Source organism: Tabrizicola sp. (assembly GCF_016792905.1).
In the GTDB taxonomy this organism is placed as follows: Bacteria; Pseudomonadota; Alphaproteobacteria; order Rhodobacterales; family Rhodobacteraceae; genus Tabrizicola.
In genome coordinates this window covers 21342-35758 of record NZ_JAEULP010000068.1, presented here as the reverse complement: position 1 = coordinate 35758, position 14417 = coordinate 21342, and the positions used below count along the sequence as shown (strand labels likewise).

12 protein-coding genes are annotated in these 14417 nt (G+C 66.4%); 6 read left to right on the top strand and 6 right to left on the bottom strand.

Annotated elements, in window-relative coordinates:
* Nucleotide 1: 1 nt before the first annotated feature.
* Nucleotides 2–2032: an NADH:flavin oxidoreductase gene (locus JNL31_RS14345; protein ID WP_294974513.1), complete on the bottom strand. Its 2031-nt coding sequence runs from the start codon at nucleotides 2030–2032 to the stop codon at nucleotides 2–4.
* A gap of 82 nt (nucleotides 2033–2114) precedes the next feature.
* Here JNL31_RS14345 and JNL31_RS14340 point away from each other — a divergent pair, with 82 nt between their 5' ends.
* Nucleotides 2115–3029, top strand: coding sequence for a LysR substrate-binding domain-containing protein (locus JNL31_RS14340; protein ID WP_294974510.1), 915 nt, complete (start codon nucleotides 2115–2117; stop codon nucleotides 3027–3029).
* 3 nt (nucleotides 3030–3032) lie between these two features.
* Here the strand turns inward: JNL31_RS14340 and JNL31_RS14335 are convergent, their stop codons facing one another.
* Nucleotides 3033–4571, bottom strand: coding sequence for a trimethylamine methyltransferase family protein (locus tag JNL31_RS14335; protein WP_294974507.1), 1539 nt, complete (start codon nucleotides 4569–4571; stop codon nucleotides 3033–3035).
* Nucleotides 4572–4707: 136 nt separating this feature from the next.
* Here JNL31_RS14335 and JNL31_RS14330 point away from each other — a divergent pair, with 136 nt between their 5' ends.
* Entirely contained in the window at nucleotides 4708–5628 is a 921-nt protein-coding gene (locus JNL31_RS14330) for a LysR substrate-binding domain-containing protein (protein ID WP_294974505.1), read from the top strand.
* A gap of 12 nt (nucleotides 5629–5640) precedes the next feature.
* On the opposite strand, the gene JNL31_RS14325 is transcribed toward JNL31_RS14330, so the two are convergent.
* The 3 genes from JNL31_RS14325 to JNL31_RS14315 all read right to left on the bottom strand — a co-directional run bounded on the left by JNL31_RS14325 (nucleotide 5641) and on the right by JNL31_RS14315 (nucleotide 8590).
* Nucleotides 5641–6654, bottom strand: a complete 1014-nt coding sequence (locus JNL31_RS14325) for a glycine betaine/L-proline ABC transporter ATP-binding protein (RefSeq protein WP_294974502.1) — start codon at nucleotides 6652–6654, stop codon at nucleotides 5641–5643.
* Nucleotides 6647–7534, bottom strand: coding sequence for a proline/glycine betaine ABC transporter permease (locus tag JNL31_RS14320; RefSeq protein WP_294974499.1), 888 nt, complete (start codon nucleotides 7532–7534; stop codon nucleotides 6647–6649). Before JNL31_RS14320 ends, JNL31_RS14325 begins: the two co-directional genes overlap by 8 nt.
* A 69-nt stretch (nucleotides 7535–7603) precedes the next feature.
* Nucleotides 7604–8590, bottom strand: a complete 987-nt coding sequence (locus tag JNL31_RS14315; RefSeq protein ID WP_294974496.1) for a glycine betaine ABC transporter substrate-binding protein — start codon at nucleotides 8588–8590, stop codon at nucleotides 7604–7606.
* 365 nt (nucleotides 8591–8955) lie between these two features.
* On the opposite strand from JNL31_RS14315, the gene JNL31_RS14310 reads away from it, so the two are divergent.
* From JNL31_RS14310 to JNL31_RS14295, 4 genes are all read left to right on the top strand, one after another.
* On the top strand, nucleotides 8956–10557 hold the full coding sequence (locus JNL31_RS14310; protein ID WP_294974493.1) for a site-specific DNA-methyltransferase: 1602 nt from the start codon (nucleotides 8956–8958) through the stop codon (nucleotides 10555–10557).
* A 341-nt stretch (nucleotides 10558–10898) separates the two neighbouring features.
* Nucleotides 10899–11063, top strand: a complete 165-nt coding sequence (locus JNL31_RS14305; RefSeq protein WP_294974491.1) for a hypothetical protein — start codon at nucleotides 10899–10901, stop codon at nucleotides 11061–11063.
* Between the two features lie 110 nt (nucleotides 11064–11173).
* Nucleotides 11174–11710, top strand: a complete 537-nt coding sequence (locus JNL31_RS14300) for a class I SAM-dependent methyltransferase (protein ID WP_294974487.1) — start codon at nucleotides 11174–11176, stop codon at nucleotides 11708–11710.
* Between the two features lie 64 nt (nucleotides 11711–11774).
* Nucleotides 11775–12956, top strand: coding sequence for a hypothetical protein (locus JNL31_RS14295; RefSeq protein ID WP_294974486.1), 1182 nt, complete (start codon nucleotides 11775–11777; stop codon nucleotides 12954–12956).
* A 78-nt stretch (nucleotides 12957–13034) separates the two neighbouring features.
* Here JNL31_RS14295 and JNL31_RS14290 read toward each other — a convergent pair whose 3' ends face one another.
* Entirely contained in the window at nucleotides 13035–14363 is a 1329-nt protein-coding gene (locus JNL31_RS14290; RefSeq protein ID WP_294974484.1) for an aminotransferase class III-fold pyridoxal phosphate-dependent enzyme, read from the bottom strand.
* Nucleotides 14364–14417 lie beyond the last annotated feature (54 nt).

Genomic DNA, 14417 nt, shown 5'->3' with positions numbered 1-14417 from the left:
CTCACGCCGCAATCATCAGGCGATAGGCATCCAGGATCGCGGCGTGGATGTTGCGGCTGGCCACGGCATCGCCGATACGGAACAGCCGGTACGATCCGTCCTGGACTTTCAAGGTCTGGGGCCGGGTTTTCAGCAGCGCCGCAATATCGACTTCGCCACGGTTCACCGAACCTTCCTTCAGCGCGAAGTAAAGGTCATCCAGGGGCGCGGTGCCATAGTCGACCACCACCTGATCGGCCTCTTTCACCCGCTCGACCCCGGCGAATTCATCGGTGAAGATCGCGGCGATCTTGTTTCCCCGCGTCTCAAGCCGGTCAATCCGCAGGTTCATGGTCATCGTGGCTTCGGCCTTGTGCAGGACACGCAGGTAGCCCGGATAGCTGGTCGATCCGATCTCGGGCGCAAGAATGCGGTCCGAGGTCACGAATTCCAGGGTGTCGGCGCGTTCCGACAGGTATTCGGCAATCGTCATGGCCGAATGGCTGCCGTTGTTGTCGATCACAAGGACCTGGCGCCCCGGCATGACCGACCCCGACAGGATGTCCCAGCTGGAGGTCGCGAGATCCTGACCGTGCGACAGAAGGTCAAAGCTCGGCAGGCCGCCGGTTGCCACCACCACATAGTCCGGGCTTTCGGCAAGCACGTCGCTCGCCTCGGCCCAGGTGTTGAAGTGGAACCGCACGCCGAGCCGCTCACACTCGGACACGCGCCAGTCGACGATGCCGAGGATTTCCCGCCGCCGCTTCAGGGCGGCGATCAACTGGATCTGTCCCCCGGCCTTGGAGGCCGCCTCGAAGACCACGACATCGTGGCCGCGTTCCGCTGCCACCCGGGCCGCTTCAAGCCCCCCGGGCCCCGCGCCGACGACGACCACCTTCTTGCGGGCAGCCGCCTTCGGCACGTCATGCGGCAGGACCGACTCACGCCCGGTCGCGGGATTGTGGACACAGGCCGCCTGGCCGCCATAGATCGAGTCGATGCAATAGCCCATGCCGACGCAGGGCCTGATCCGGTCCTCCTGCCCCGCCATGATCTTGCGGGTGATGTGGGGGTCGGCGATATGGGCGCGGGTCATCGCCACCATGTCCAGCTTGCCCGCCTCGATGGCATAGCGCGCGGTCGGCACATCCTGGATGCGGGCGGCGTGGAAGGTGGGAAACTTCACCTCCTGGCGCAGCTCTCCGGCGAACTCCAGATGCGGGGCCGAGCGCGACCCCATCGACGGGATGACCTTGGACAACGCCTCGTCCGTCGCAGCCCGGCCCCGGATCACGCTTAGGAAGTCGATCTGCCCGTCGTCTTTCAACAGACGCGCCATGGCCACGCCGTCGTCCTTGACCAGACCCCGCTGCCAGTCCTCGTCGCAGACCATGCGGACGCCAAGGATCATCCGCTCGCCGATCCGGTCGCGGATCGCGCCGATGACCTCGCGCAGGAACCGCAACCGGTTCTCGACCGAGCCACCATACTGGTCCGTCCGCTTGTTCGTCCCCGGCGACATGAACTGCGCCACCAGATGCGAGGCGCATTCCAGCTCGATCCCGTCCAGCCCCGCCGCCTGCACCTTTTCCGCCGCATCGGCATAGGCCTTCAGGACCCGGGTGAAATCCCAGTCCTCCATCGCCTTCGGGAAGGCGCGGTGGACGGGTTCGGGGATCGACGAGGGCGCGATCAGCGGCAGCCACTCCGCCGTGCTCCACCTCCCGCGCGCGCCCATGTGGGTCATCTGGATCATCACCGCCGCGCCGTGCGAATGCACGTCATCGGCCAGTTCCCCCAGCCAGCGCACGCATTCGTCCTTGTGCAGCTGGATCTGGCCAAAGGACTGCGGGCTGTCGAGGTCGATGACCGAAGACCCCCCGATCATGGTCAAGGCCATGCCACCCTTGGCTTTTTCCGAGTGGTAGAGGCGATAGCGCTCCTTCGGCAGGCCGTCGTCGGTATAGGCAGGCTCGTGCGCCGTCGACATCATGCGGTTGCGCAGGGCCAGGTGCTTCAGCCGGTAGGGCTGAAGCAGCGGATCGGATGACATGGTGTTGATTTCCTTGTAATCTGTGCGCCAAAGGGTGCCCCTGGTGGGGTGATCCGTAAAGGCCAATAAGATTCATGGACCCATGAACACGATCCGCCGCACCCTGCGCCAAAGCCTGCCCTCGCTGCACGGGCTGATGGTGTTCGAAGCTTCGGCCCGTCACCTGAACTTCTCGAAGGCGGCAGAGGAACTGTCGATCACGCAGTCGGCGGTCAGCCATGCCGTGAAGCAGCTGGAAGATACCCTCGGCCATCCGCTCTTCCTGCGCGAGAACCGGGCGCTGACCCTGACCACGCAGGGCCAAAGACTCTTCGCCTCGGTGGCGCGGGGCTTCGGATCGATTGCCGAGACGGTGGGCGACATCAGCGCCGCCGCGCAGAAGGACACGCTGGTGGTCAGTTGCTCGACCATCATGGCGACGGAATGGCTTCTGCCACGGTTGCCGCGCCTGCGGTCGTCCTTGCCCGACCTCAAGGTCGATGTGCGGTGTTTCGACCGCGATCCCGACATGATGGCGCATGGCATCGACGTGCAGTTGCGGCTCGGCGACGGGGTCTGGCCGGACTACGAGGCAATCCGGCTCTGGCGCGAGGAGATCTTCGCCGTGGCAAGCCCGGCCTATCTGGCCGACCATCCGTTGCGGGATCCGGCCGAGCTGCTGAACCACCGGCTGATCCTCTATGTCGACCCGCTGCGCTTTCGCATCGGTTGGGCCGAATGGCTGCGCGCCCTGGGTGTCGAGCTGTCGGGCAGGCTGCCTGTCACGATGCAGGTCAACGACTCGCTCGTCTCGTTGCAGGCCGCCGAAGCGGGGGAGGGGCTGGCCCTTGGCTGGCGGATCACTGCCGACCGCGCGCTGGAACAGGGCCGCATCGTCCAGGCCCTGCCGCAGGTGCTGCAAACCGACATGTATTTCCACATCCTGACGCCGAAAGCCGCCCGCCCTCGCAAGGCGGTGCGGCAGTTCGTCGACTGGCTGGCGGCCGAGGCGCGCTGACCGTCAGGCAATCGCCGGAGAGATTTCGGCCTGCCTCATTGTCACGAACTCGTCCAAGGCGGCGCGCAAGGCGGGGTCAATGGGCGGCGCCTCGAACTCCGCGAGGATCTCTGCCGCCTTCTCGCGGCAGCGCTGGTCCATGCTCTTCTCGCCCGCGGCCTTCCATTGCTCGTGGCTCAGGTAGTCCAGCATCTCCGGCGCGATGAAGGCCTCGCGGAAGTGCTTCAGCGTGAAGGCATCGCCGAGATAATGTCCGCCGGGACCGATGCGCGTGACGGCCTCCAGCGCCTCGTCGAACCGGTCGAAGCTGACGCCTTGGGCATATTTCGCGATCAGAAGGTTCTGTTCGGCATCGGCCACGATCTTGCCCATGCAGCAGACCAGGCCCGCCTCGTCCCAGCCGCCCGCGTGCAGCATCAGGTTCGCCCCCGCCGTCGCCCCCGACATCATCGCCGTGGCCGATTCATAACCGGATTGCGCGTCGAAAAGCTTGGACGATGCCTGCGACGCCGTTGTCCGCCAGGGCAGGCCGTAGCGTCGGGCCAGCTGGCCGATCATCACGTTCATCAGCGTCACCTCGGGCATGCCCGACATCGGCGCCCCGGACTTCATCGAGACGGAAACCGTGTATTGCCCGTAGATCACCCGCGTTCCCGCCCGCACCAACTGGGCATAGGCCAATCCGGCAAGCGCTTCTGCATTCAATTGCGCCACGGTCGCCGCCACGTCGGCCGGGGTGTTCGCGGCACCCAGCACAAAGGGCGACATCAGCACGACCTGCCCCGCCTCGGCATAGACCCGCAGGCCTTCCAGCATCGTGGAATCCCAGACCAGCGGCGAATTGCCCGAGATATGGCAGGCCATCACCGCGTGCTCGTCCATGAAGTCGCCATGCACCAGCCGCGCCATGGCGACGCAGTCCTCGGCCCGGGCCTGGCCGGTCGCCAGCCCGAAGAACGGCAGGTCCGTGTCGAGAAGCGCCGTCCGCACGATTTCCAGGTGGCGCCAGGGCACCGCGACGTCGGTCGGCTCGCAGGTGAAGCCGCCCGCGATGTGGAAGCCGGGCAGCGACTGGGTCAGCCGGTTGAAATTGCGCAGGTCCTCCAGCGTCGAGGCACGGCGCACGCCATCAAGGTCACGCACGCAGGGCGCGCCCTGCATCGTGGCGAAGACCATCGTGTCGGGGCCGATCTCGACCACATGGTCCGGGTTGCGGCCATGGATCGTGAAGCGGTCGGGCGCCCTGGCGATCAATTCCATGATCATTGCCTCGCTCAGCCGCACGCGGGTGCCCTGAACATCCGCCCCCGCCGCGCGCCACTGGACAACTGCGGTCTCGTCGCGGAACTCGATCCCGATGTCGCGCAGGATCGTCATCGAGGCGGCGTGGATGCGGTCAAGCTCCGCCTCGGTCAGGGCCGTAACGGGGTCGATACCGTAGCGGATGACCGACAGGCGCGGGATGCGTTCCGCCTGACGGGCGGCGGCCACGACCGCCCGGCCTCCGCGGCGACGGGCATGGGGTGGGGCGTGATCGTTCATGGGCATCTCCCGCAAGCTTCGCCAGAGACTAACGCAACGTCCTTTTCACTCAAGATCACCAATTCTATCGGTATCCATAACATGAAGTATCGTTGAGGCTGAAATTGATGCAGATTGCAGCAAGCAGGAGTTACCCATGCACTTCCGTCGCAAGCTGTCGTCCCTGACCGCCCTCGTCGCCCTGGAGGCCGTCGCCCGTCATCGCTCGATCTCCGCCGCCGCGCGCGAGATTGGCGTGACCCAGGCCGCCGTCAGCCGCCAGATCGCCGCGCTGGAAGAGGATTTCGGTCGCCCGCTCTTCGTCCGGGCGCATCGGGCGGTGCAGCCCACGGCGGAATGCCTGATGCTGGGCCGGGTGCTGGCCGACAACTTCTACGGCATGGCCGAAGCCATCGACGCGATGCGCACGACGTCGAAGGATGTGGTGACCATCGGGGCACCGGTCGCCTTTTCGCATCTCTGGCTCGTCCCGCGGCTCTTGCGGTTCCGCGCGGTGCATCCAACGGCGGCCTTCCGGGTCGTGTCCCGCGACGACAGGATCGACCTGGACGGCGGCGAGGCCGACATGGTGATCCGGTTCGGTCAGGGGTCTTTCCCGGATGGCGATGTGGTGGCGAAGGCACGGGACGTGATCCTGCCGGTCTGCGCCCCCGGCTATGCCGCGCGCCAGGACCTCTCCGCCTTTCCGGATTGCGCCTTCGACCTGATCGAACAGGATGTCCCGGATCGCAGCTGGTACCGCTGGGCCGACTGGTTCGCGCAAACCGGAACGCGGCCCCGGCAGGCCAGCGCCACGTTGCGGTTTACCTATTTCACCGACACGCTGGCGGCCGCACGGGCCGGGGCGGGGATCGCGATGGGTTGGCGGATGCTGCTGGGCGACGATCTGGCCTCAGGCGTCCTTGTCCGGGTCGGCGACCGGGAAATCATCTCGCCGGCGGCCTACAACCTCGTTGTGGCGACCGGTCGAAGGGCCTCTTCGCAGGTGGAACTGGTCAAATCCTGGCTGGCGGCGGAACTGATGGCGGAAGCAGGCCGTGCCGGGATTGACCCCTGAACGGGGGCCGCCCTATCCGGCAGACAGGGCCGACGTGATCTGCCGCAAGGTCAGCCGACCCAGCCGCCGCGCCCCGTCCATCACCAGGGCCGCATCCTGCCCCTCGCGGGTAAGCGCTGCTGCGGCAGCCTCCAGAACCGTGCCCGAGGCGATGGGCATGCCGTCGCCCGGGGTCTCCTCCATCACCGACTCCACGCGCAGGAAGCGCCCCCGGTTCACGTCGCGCACGAAGCGGCAGATGTAGTCGTCGGCGGGGCGCAGCAGGATCGACTGGCTGTCGCCGGCCTGCACCACCTCGCCATCGCGCAAGATGACGATCCCGTCGCCCAGGCGCAGGGCTTCGTCCAGATCGTGGGTGATGAAGACGATGGTCTTCTTCAGCTCGGCCTGCAGGTCGAGGAGCATGGTCTGCATGTCGGTGCGGATCAGGGGATCAAGCGCCGAATAGGCCTCGTCCATCAGAAGGATCGGCGCATCGCTGGCCAAGGCGCGCGCTAGGCCGACACGTTGCTGCATGCCCCCCGACAGCTCCTTCGGATACCGCGCCTCGAAACCGGAAAGCCCCACCCGGTCCAGCCAGCGCAGGCCCGTCTTCCGCGCCGTGTCCGGGCCAATCCCGCACACTTCCAGCCCGAAGGTCACGTTGTCGATGACGGTCCGGTGCGGCAGAAGGCCGAACTTCTGGAACACCATCGCCGTATGCGTCCGCCGGAAGTCCCGCAACTCGGACTCCGACATGCGCAGGACGTCCTGTCCGTTGACCAGCACCTGGCCGGAGGTCGGCTCGATCAGCCGGTTGATGTGGCGGATCAGGGTCGACTTGCCCGACCCCGAAAGCCCCATGACAACCTGTATCTTCCCCGCGGGCATGGAGATGTTGATGTCCCTCAGCCCCAGGATATGCCCATGCTTGCTGCCAAGGTCAGCCTTGGACATGCCCGCCCGCACCGCGCCCACATGCGCCGCCGGATTGCCGCCGAAGATCTTGTAGAGGTTGCGGATCTCGATGCTCTGCGCCTCAGTCATGTCCGGCCTCCCGATGTTTCTGCAGGCGGCGGCCGTAGGCCTGGCTGATGCGGTCGAAGATGATGGCGATCGCGACGATGGCGAAACCGTTGAAGATGCCCTGGGTGAAATACTGGTTCGCGATGGCCTGCAACACGTTCAACCCCAGCCCCTGCACCCCGATCATCGAGGCGATGACCACCATGCCAAGCGCCATCATGATGGTCTGGTTGATCCCTGCCATGATCGTCGGCAAGGCGAGCGGCAGTTGCACCTTCCACAGCTTCTGGTTCGGCGAACAGCCATAGGCCTCGGCCGCCTCCAGCACTTCCTTGTCGACCAGCCGGATGCCAAGGTCGGTCAGCCGGATGATCGGCGGCAGGGCGTAGATCACCACCGCGATGAAGCCCGGCACCCGCCCGATGCCCAGAAGCATCACCACCGGGATGAGGTAGACGAAGGGCGGCATCGTCTGCATCACGTCCAGCACCGTCGACATCACGCGACCGAGGCGGGGGTATCGGTTCATCACGATGCCCAGCGGCAGCCCGATCAGGATCGCGAAGATCGTCGATGTCAGGACCAGCGAGATGGTCAGCATCGCATCTTCCCACAGCCCCAGAAGGCCGACGGCGCACAAAAGCGCCACCGCCACCGCGACGATCCGCCACGACCGGGTGGACACCCAGGCAACCGCCCCAAGCGCCAGGATCACCAGGGGCCACGGCACTCCGGTCATCGCCCGCTCGAACAGGATCAGGATCACCTGCAGCGGATGGAAGAAATCCTCGATCCCCTGGCCCCAGGTCCGGGTCAGGGCCTTGAGCGACCCGTCGATGGCCCGTTTGACGGACAACAGCAGGTCGGGGTCGAGTTGCGGGAAGCTGATGAGCCAGTCCATGAGCGGCCTCTGAAGTCAGACAGGAAGAGGCCCCGATGGTCCGGGGCCCCGCCATTCCGGCACAACCGGTTACATCGCCGCAGCCTTGACCTTTTCCGCCACGTCGGCGGGAACCCATTTGGTCCAGACATCGGGCATGTTCTGGATGAACCACTTGGCGGCGTCTTCGCCGTTCGCCTGGTTTTCGGTCATCCAGATCATCAGCTTGCCGACCTCGGCCTGCGTCCAGCCACTGTTCGCCAGATAGTCCTTCACCTCCGGGATATCGGTGCGATCCATGAAGGCCTTGGTCGCGATCCGGAGCTCCGGCGAGGACTCCCAGTAGTTCGGCTTCGGATCGGGGCAGTCCTGGACCGTGGTGCAGCGCGTCCACTCGTCGGCGTCATGCGCCATGGTCAGGCGCAGCATCGGATACTGGGCCAGCAGCGAGGTCGGCGCCCAATAGGCGGCAATGAACCCCTGCTTCTGCTCATAGGCCTTGACGATGGCCCCGTCGAGCGCCGCCGCCGAGCCCGAGGGCACCAGCATGAAGCCCTTGTTGTCAAGGTCCAGCGCCTTGTACAGCTGCGCCGTGACCACCGTGTCGCCCCAGCCCTGCGGACCCTGGATCACCCCGCCCTTGCTGGCATCTTCCGGAGCCGGGAACAGTTCGGGATGGGCAACGGCGTCTTCCACCGTCTTGATGTCGGGATGCGCATCGGCGACGTATTGCGGGATGTACCAGCCGGACTCCGACCCCTCGATGATCCCCGGGCCAATCGGCCCGATGCGCCCTTCTGCCAGGCCGTCGGCATAGGTGGCGCCCATCGCACCCGGATTGCCTTCCGAAACAAGGTCCGGCTGACCCTTCTCGACCATGGACGCGACCGTCGGTACGGTGTCGCCAGCGACCATCTCGACGTTGCAGCCGTAGCCATGGGTCAGGATGAACTGGTCGACATAGGCATGCGCCTCGGCCGCCTGCCAGCTGAACACCGCCATCGAGATGTCGCCGCATTCGGCATTGGCTGCGGTGCCCAGAAGGACGGCCGCGGTGGAAATCAGGAACTTCTGCAAGTGACTTCTCCTTGTTGTGGGTGACGTTCGCGAGGCGGGCCCCTCCGCCTCATGCGAGGGGGGCCGGTTCCGCGCCCGGCGAAGCGTCGCGCGGCCCGACAGACCGACACGGTCCCGCCATTCATTGTTGCCAAGCCCCACGACCGAGGCGTCCGGAGCGCCTGTCGTCGTGAACCTGCAATGACGGTGCGGTTTGGACCGGATTCCGTAAAGGTCAAAAAGATTCATGCATCCATGAGCCTGCCGGATCGCCGAACCTCCCCTTTCCGCAGGCCCTGCAATCCGCCCACCGTCCCCACCCGTTCACTTGCGCTTAACCCTTCCCCCCGCATAGGATTCCCCATCCTGCGCGCGAAGGGGATCCGATGCCCAACCACCTGCACTACGGCGACAATCTCACCGTCCTGCGTGACAGCATCGCGAGCGAGTCCGTGGACCTCATCTACCTCGACCCGCCCTTCAACTCGAACGCGGGCTACAACGTCCTCTTCAAGGCCCCCGACGGTTCCGGCAGCGCCGCCCAGATCGAGGCCTTCGACGACACCTGGCACTGGAACGACAGCGCAGAAGCCGCCTTCGCCGATGTCCTCCGCTCGGGCAACAGCGCCGCCGCCGAGATGCTGCGCGCCATGCGCGGCTTTCTGGGCGAGAACGACATGATGGCCTACCTTGCCATGATGGCTGCCCGCCTGATCGAGCTGCACCGGGTGCTGAAGCCGACCGGCAGCCTCTACCTGCACTGCGACCCGACAGCGAGCCACTACCTGAAGATCCTGCTGGATGCGGTGTTCGGGAAGCACGCTTTTACGAACGAAATAGTCTGGCAACGCACCAACACAAAAGCGCATGCTTTCACGCGCTTCTCTTCGTCGCACGACGTAATTCTGTTCTATCGCAAGGGCGAACCCGCGATATGGAACGCGCAGTTTCTTCCCCACTCAGAAAGCTACATCAAGTCCCACTACGGCAATATCGAAGAGGGCACCGGACGCCAATACACTCTCGGCGACTGCACCAACCCAAACCCCGACCGACCGAACCTGAACTACGAATGGCAAGGAGTAACGAAGGTCTGGAGGTGGACTCGGGAACGCATGCAGCAGATGCATGACGAGGGCCGACTTGTTTACACAAAGTCCGGCGCGCCTCGTTTCAAGCGCTACCTCGATGAAATGAAGGGCACTCCAATTTCCTCGGTGTGGACCGACATCTTCCCAATCAACTCCCAAGCCCAGGAACGTCTCGGCTACCCCACCCAGAAGCCCGTCGCGCTCCTCGAACGCATCCTCAACGCCTCCTCCAACCCCGGCGATGTGGTGCTCGACCCGTTCTGCGGCTGCGGCACCACCGTCCATGCGGCGGAAAAGCTCGGGCGGCAATGGATCGGCATCGACGTCACCCACCTCGCCATCGGCCTGATCGAAAAGCGCCTGCGCGATGCCTTTCCGGCCGTCCAGTTCCAGACCCACGGCGTCCCGCAGGATATTCACGCCGCCCGCGACCTCGCCGCCCGTGGCAAATACCACGAGTTCGAAAAATGGGCGCTCTCCCTCATCGCCGCCCAGCCCGGCAACTTCGGGAAAAAGGGCGCGGACCGCGGCCTTGACGGGCGGCTCTACTTCGGGGCCAAGGGCACCACGCTCGGCATCGTCAGCGTCAAGGCGGGTGAGAACATCGGCGTCAGCATGATCCGTGACCTCAAGGGCGTGCTCGACCGCGAACGCGCCGGGGTCGGCGTGTTCCTGACCCTGACCGAGCCGACCAAGCCCATGATCGCCGAGGCCGCCTCTGCGGGCCTGCACGAGGAACCCGGCTTCGCCCCCGTCCCCCGCCTGCAAATCGTCACCGTCGAACAGGCGATGGCCTTGCGGGAACGCGCCGTCCACCTCCCCGCCCGCCGCGACGACACCTTCAAGCGCGCCGCGCGTGAGGAAGCCCCCCACCGCCAGGGCGCCCTCGACCTGTAGGTCGGGGCTCGCCCCGACTCTCCGCAGGGTGGGTGGCAACCCACCGCCGCCGCGTCATCGTTGGGTTGCCACCCACCCTACCCCGGTCTCCCCCGCCCCAAACCCCGCACCACGCTCACCGGCAAAGCGCCTCCCTCCCCCTCGTGGGGGAGGGATGGGGTGGGGGGGCCGGACCCGAACTCCCGGGTCACAAACCTTAACATTACCCTAACGTCCGCGACCAACCCCTTGAAATAGCTCACTCGAAAAAACTGTCCACCGTGGACACTCCCACACCCCCTTGCCCCCGCCCCCCGAATCCGGCATCCCCAAGGGCCACACCATCCCCCGGAGGCCTCCCGATGGACTACTCGAAATCCGGCAACCCCAAGGGCGCCCGCAGCACCCTTCGCGGCCCCGACCACGCCCAGAAGGGCGCCCCGAAGTCGGTCAAGCCCCCCCGCGAGTCCCAGGAAGACCTCCTCGCCCGCATGAAGGCCGCCGCCAAGAAGGACCCGAAGGCCTGACCCGCCTCGCCTCTCCCTACCTCGCCCCCGGCTTCTATGACGACGCCATCGCGAAGGGCCGCCACCGCGACATCGTCGGCGGCCGCTGGGACGAGACGGGCCGCGCCCAGATGGCCGCCCTGACAGCCGCCGGAATGACGCCCGAGGACCACGTCCTCGACATCGGCTGCGGCGCCCTCCGTCTCGGCCACAAGGCCGTCCCCTTTCTTCGCCCCGGCCACTACTGGGGCACCGACGCCTCCCTCGCCCTGATGCGGCACGGTCGCCTCACCGAACTCCCCGACCCCACCCAACTCCCCGAAGACCATCTGGTCGAGGACGCCACCTTCGCCTTCCCCGGCATTCCCGACACCATCACGCTGGCCATCGCCTTCGGCGTCTTCACCCACCTGCCCCATTCCGCCCTGCAAGCCGCCCTGACAAACCTCCGCCGCTTCCCGAGCCTCCGCGCCGCCCTCTTCACCACATTCCTCTCCGACGCCCCCGGCCCCACCCGCCAACCCGACGGCGTCGTCACCCACCCCGACCGCCCGCCCTACCATGTCCCGGAATCCCAGGTGGCGACCGCGATCGAAGCTGCAGGCTTCATCGCCACCCGCCTCCCCACACTCCTCCCCCGCGGTCAGGTCCTCTGGTCCGCCACCTGAGGCCTTCCCCACCTTGCGCAGTCACCCACGGCCCCCCACACTCTCCTGAACAAAGGAGACCCCCATGCGCACCCTCGCCCTCGCCCTTCTCCTCGCCACCCCCCTCTCGGCCGAAACCCTCTCCGAGGAAATCGCCCGCACCGGCCTCGCGCCCACCGAAGCCCGTCTCGCCGCCCTCCCCTCGCCCAGCAACGAAGACCTCTTCGCCCTTGCGGGCCTCCGCTTCCTCGGCGGCATCGAAGAGGCCCTGCAACTCCGCTGGCAGACAGGGGTCAAGGCCGACTGGTCCGAGCTTCCGATCCTCCGCCTCCCCATCCCGGAAAACCCGAACGCCATCCCCTTCCAGGCCGCCGATTTCACCGCCCTGATCAAGAACCTCGACGCCGATATGGACGCCTCGCGCGAGGCCCTCGCCCAACTCGGCGACAAGCCCTTCCAGCTCCCCATCCGCGTCGCCGACCTCTGGTTCGACATCAACGCGAACGGCAGCCGCGAGCCCGGCGAAGGCCTGGCCGAAGTCACCGGCATGGCCCTCGGTGGCGGTCGCAGATCCGGCGTTCAGGTCGAAGACCCGGTCATCACCTTCGACACCGCCGACGCCGCCTGGCTCTCCGCCTACACCCATTTCCTCTCCGGCTTCGCCTCGACCGCTCTGGCCTACGACCCGGAACCCGCGATCCAGCGCGTCCTCGACTCGTCCAAGGCGATCTACGCCCTCTGGGGCACGACGCCGCCCAACAACGCGATGGACATGATGTTCGGCCGTCAGGTCGACCGCGCAGCAATGGTCCTCCACGCCCTCTCGAACACCCCCGACAAGGCGCTGGCGCAGGACGCCTATGGCCATTTCCTGTCGATGATCGAGGAGAACCGCCGCTTCTGGACCCTAGTCGCGCTGGAGACCGACAACACCGGTGAATGGGTCCCGAACGATCATCAGGTCTCCGGCCTCGGGCTGACCATGCCGCCCGGCACCGGCGACCGCTGGCAGGCCGTGCTGGCCGATGCCGAGAAGCTCCTGAAAGGCGAAGTCCTGATCCCGCACTGGCGCTTCGGGGCCGAGGCCGGGATCAACCTGAAGAAGGCCTTCGACAACCCGCCGCCCGTCGATCTGATCACCTGGATCCAGGGCGAGGGCCTGTTGCCCTACGCCGAGAAGGGCCCCCAGATGAGCATGCAGTCCTGGCGCGACTTCGAGGATTTCGTCCAGGGCGACGCCATGCTCTTCGCCGTGTTCCTGAACTGACGGGCCATCGATTTCTTCGAAGAAATCGTTCCGGAGCCTTAAAAGGCTCCGGTCCGGAAACTTCCAAGTTTCCGGCGCTCAGCTCGGCAGCCCCGCCAGCACCGTCTCCAGCGTCGCGACCAATTTGTCGGCGATCTCGTCCAGCTCGGCGTCGCTTGCATTGAACGGCGGCGCGAGGATCACCGTATCCCCCGCCGCCCCGTCGACATGGCCGCCCGAGGGGTAACAGATCAGCCCGCGCCGCAGCGCCTCGGCCCGGATGCGCCCGTTCACCCCCAGCGACGCCGCGAACGGAGCCTTCGTCTCCGGGTCCGCCACCAGCTCCACCCCGATGAAGAACCCCCGGCCCCGCACGTCGCCGACCTGCGGCAGATGTGCCATCCGCGCCCGCAGGTCCGACCGCCAGCGCGGCCCCTTGTCCCGGATGCGCGCCAGCAAACCTTCTTCCTCCACGATCTTCTGCACCGCCACCCCGGCCGCCAGACAGGCCGTGTGTCCGGTATAGGTGTGCCCCGTCAGCGGTCCGCCATGGCCTGCCGCCATAACATCGGCGATGCCTTTCGTGTAGACCGCCGCCCCCAAAGGCAGATAGCCCCCCGACAAGGACTTCGCCACCGTGATGATATCCGCCGTGATCCCGTCCTCTTCCGAGGCCCGCCAGACCCCGGTCCGGCCCGAGCCGCACATCACCTCGTCGCAAATCACCAGCACCCCGTGACGGCGGCAGACCTCGGCCACGGCCTTGGCGTAGCCCTCCGGCGCAGGCAAAGCCCCGCCCGCCGCCCCGACGACCGGCTCGAAGAGGAAGCCCGCCACCGTCTCCGGCCCCAGCCGCAGGATCTCTGATTCCAGCTCCGCCGCCAGATGCGCGACGAGCTTCTCCCGCGTGACGCCCTCGGGCAGCCGGTAGGTATTCGCCGCGCTCACCCGGCCCACCACCGGCAGGGCCCCGGCGAACGCCCGCTGCCGGTCCTCGAACCCCGACAGCGCCGTTGCCATCAGCGTGTTGCCATGCCAGGACCGCTGCCGCGCGATGAACTTCACCCGCCCTGGCTCGCCCCGGTCAAAATGGTACTGCAAAGCGATCTTCACCGCGCTTTCCACCGCCTCGGAGCCGCTGGTCGTATAGACCATGTCCGCCAGCCCCGTGGCCTTGCAGATGATCGCACTCATCTCCTCCAGCGGATCGGTGGTGAACAGGTAACGGTAGCCATAGGCCACCTTCTCCATCTGCCGCGCCACCGCCGCGTTCACCCGTGGGTCGCCATGCCCGATGGAGAACACCGCAGGCCCGCCCGAGCCGTCGATGTATTGTCGCCCCGATACATCCCACAGGTAAACGCCGCGACCATGGCTGATCTTCGGCAGGGTTTCTTGCGTGATGTCGTTGGCGCTTGGGCGCGGCATGAGGGCCTCCTCTGTTTGCCGCCCAGCCTTCGCAAGCGCCCCGATCCTTGTCAA

Coding starts and splice junctions, on each gene's coding strand:
- JNL31_RS14330 (WP_294974505.1), top strand. CDS start 4,708: ATGCACTTCCGTCGCAAGCTGTCGTCCCTGACCGCCCTCGTCGCCCTG.
- JNL31_RS14295 (WP_294974486.1), top strand. CDS start 11,775: ATGCGCACCCTCGCCCTCGCCCTTCTCCTCGCCACCCCCCTCTCGGCC.
- JNL31_RS14320 (WP_294974499.1), bottom strand. CDS start 7,534: ATGGACTGGCTCATCAGCTTCCCGCAACTCGACCCCGACCTGCTGTTG.
- JNL31_RS14340 (WP_294974510.1), top strand. CDS start 2,115: ATGAACACGATCCGCCGCACCCTGCGCCAAAGCCTGCCCTCGCTGCAC.
- JNL31_RS14305 (WP_294974491.1), top strand. CDS start 10,899: ATGGACTACTCGAAATCCGGCAACCCCAAGGGCGCCCGCAGCACCCTT.
- JNL31_RS14325 (WP_294974502.1), bottom strand. CDS start 6,654: ATGACTGAGGCGCAGAGCATCGAGATCCGCAACCTCTACAAGATCTTC.
- JNL31_RS14300 (WP_294974487.1), top strand. CDS start 11,174: ATGGCCGCCCTGACAGCCGCCGGAATGACGCCCGAGGACCACGTCCTC.
- JNL31_RS14310 (WP_294974493.1), top strand. CDS start 8,956: ATGCCCAACCACCTGCACTACGGCGACAATCTCACCGTCCTGCGTGAC.
- JNL31_RS14290 (WP_294974484.1), bottom strand. CDS start 14,363: ATGCCGCGCCCAAGCGCCAACGACATCACGCAAGAAACCCTGCCGAAG.
- JNL31_RS14345 (WP_294974513.1), bottom strand. CDS start 2,032: ATGTCATCCGATCCGCTGCTTCAGCCCTACCGGCTGAAGCACCTGGCC.
- JNL31_RS14335 (WP_294974507.1), bottom strand. CDS start 4,571: ATGAACGATCACGCCCCACCCCATGCCCGTCGCCGCGGAGGCCGGGCG.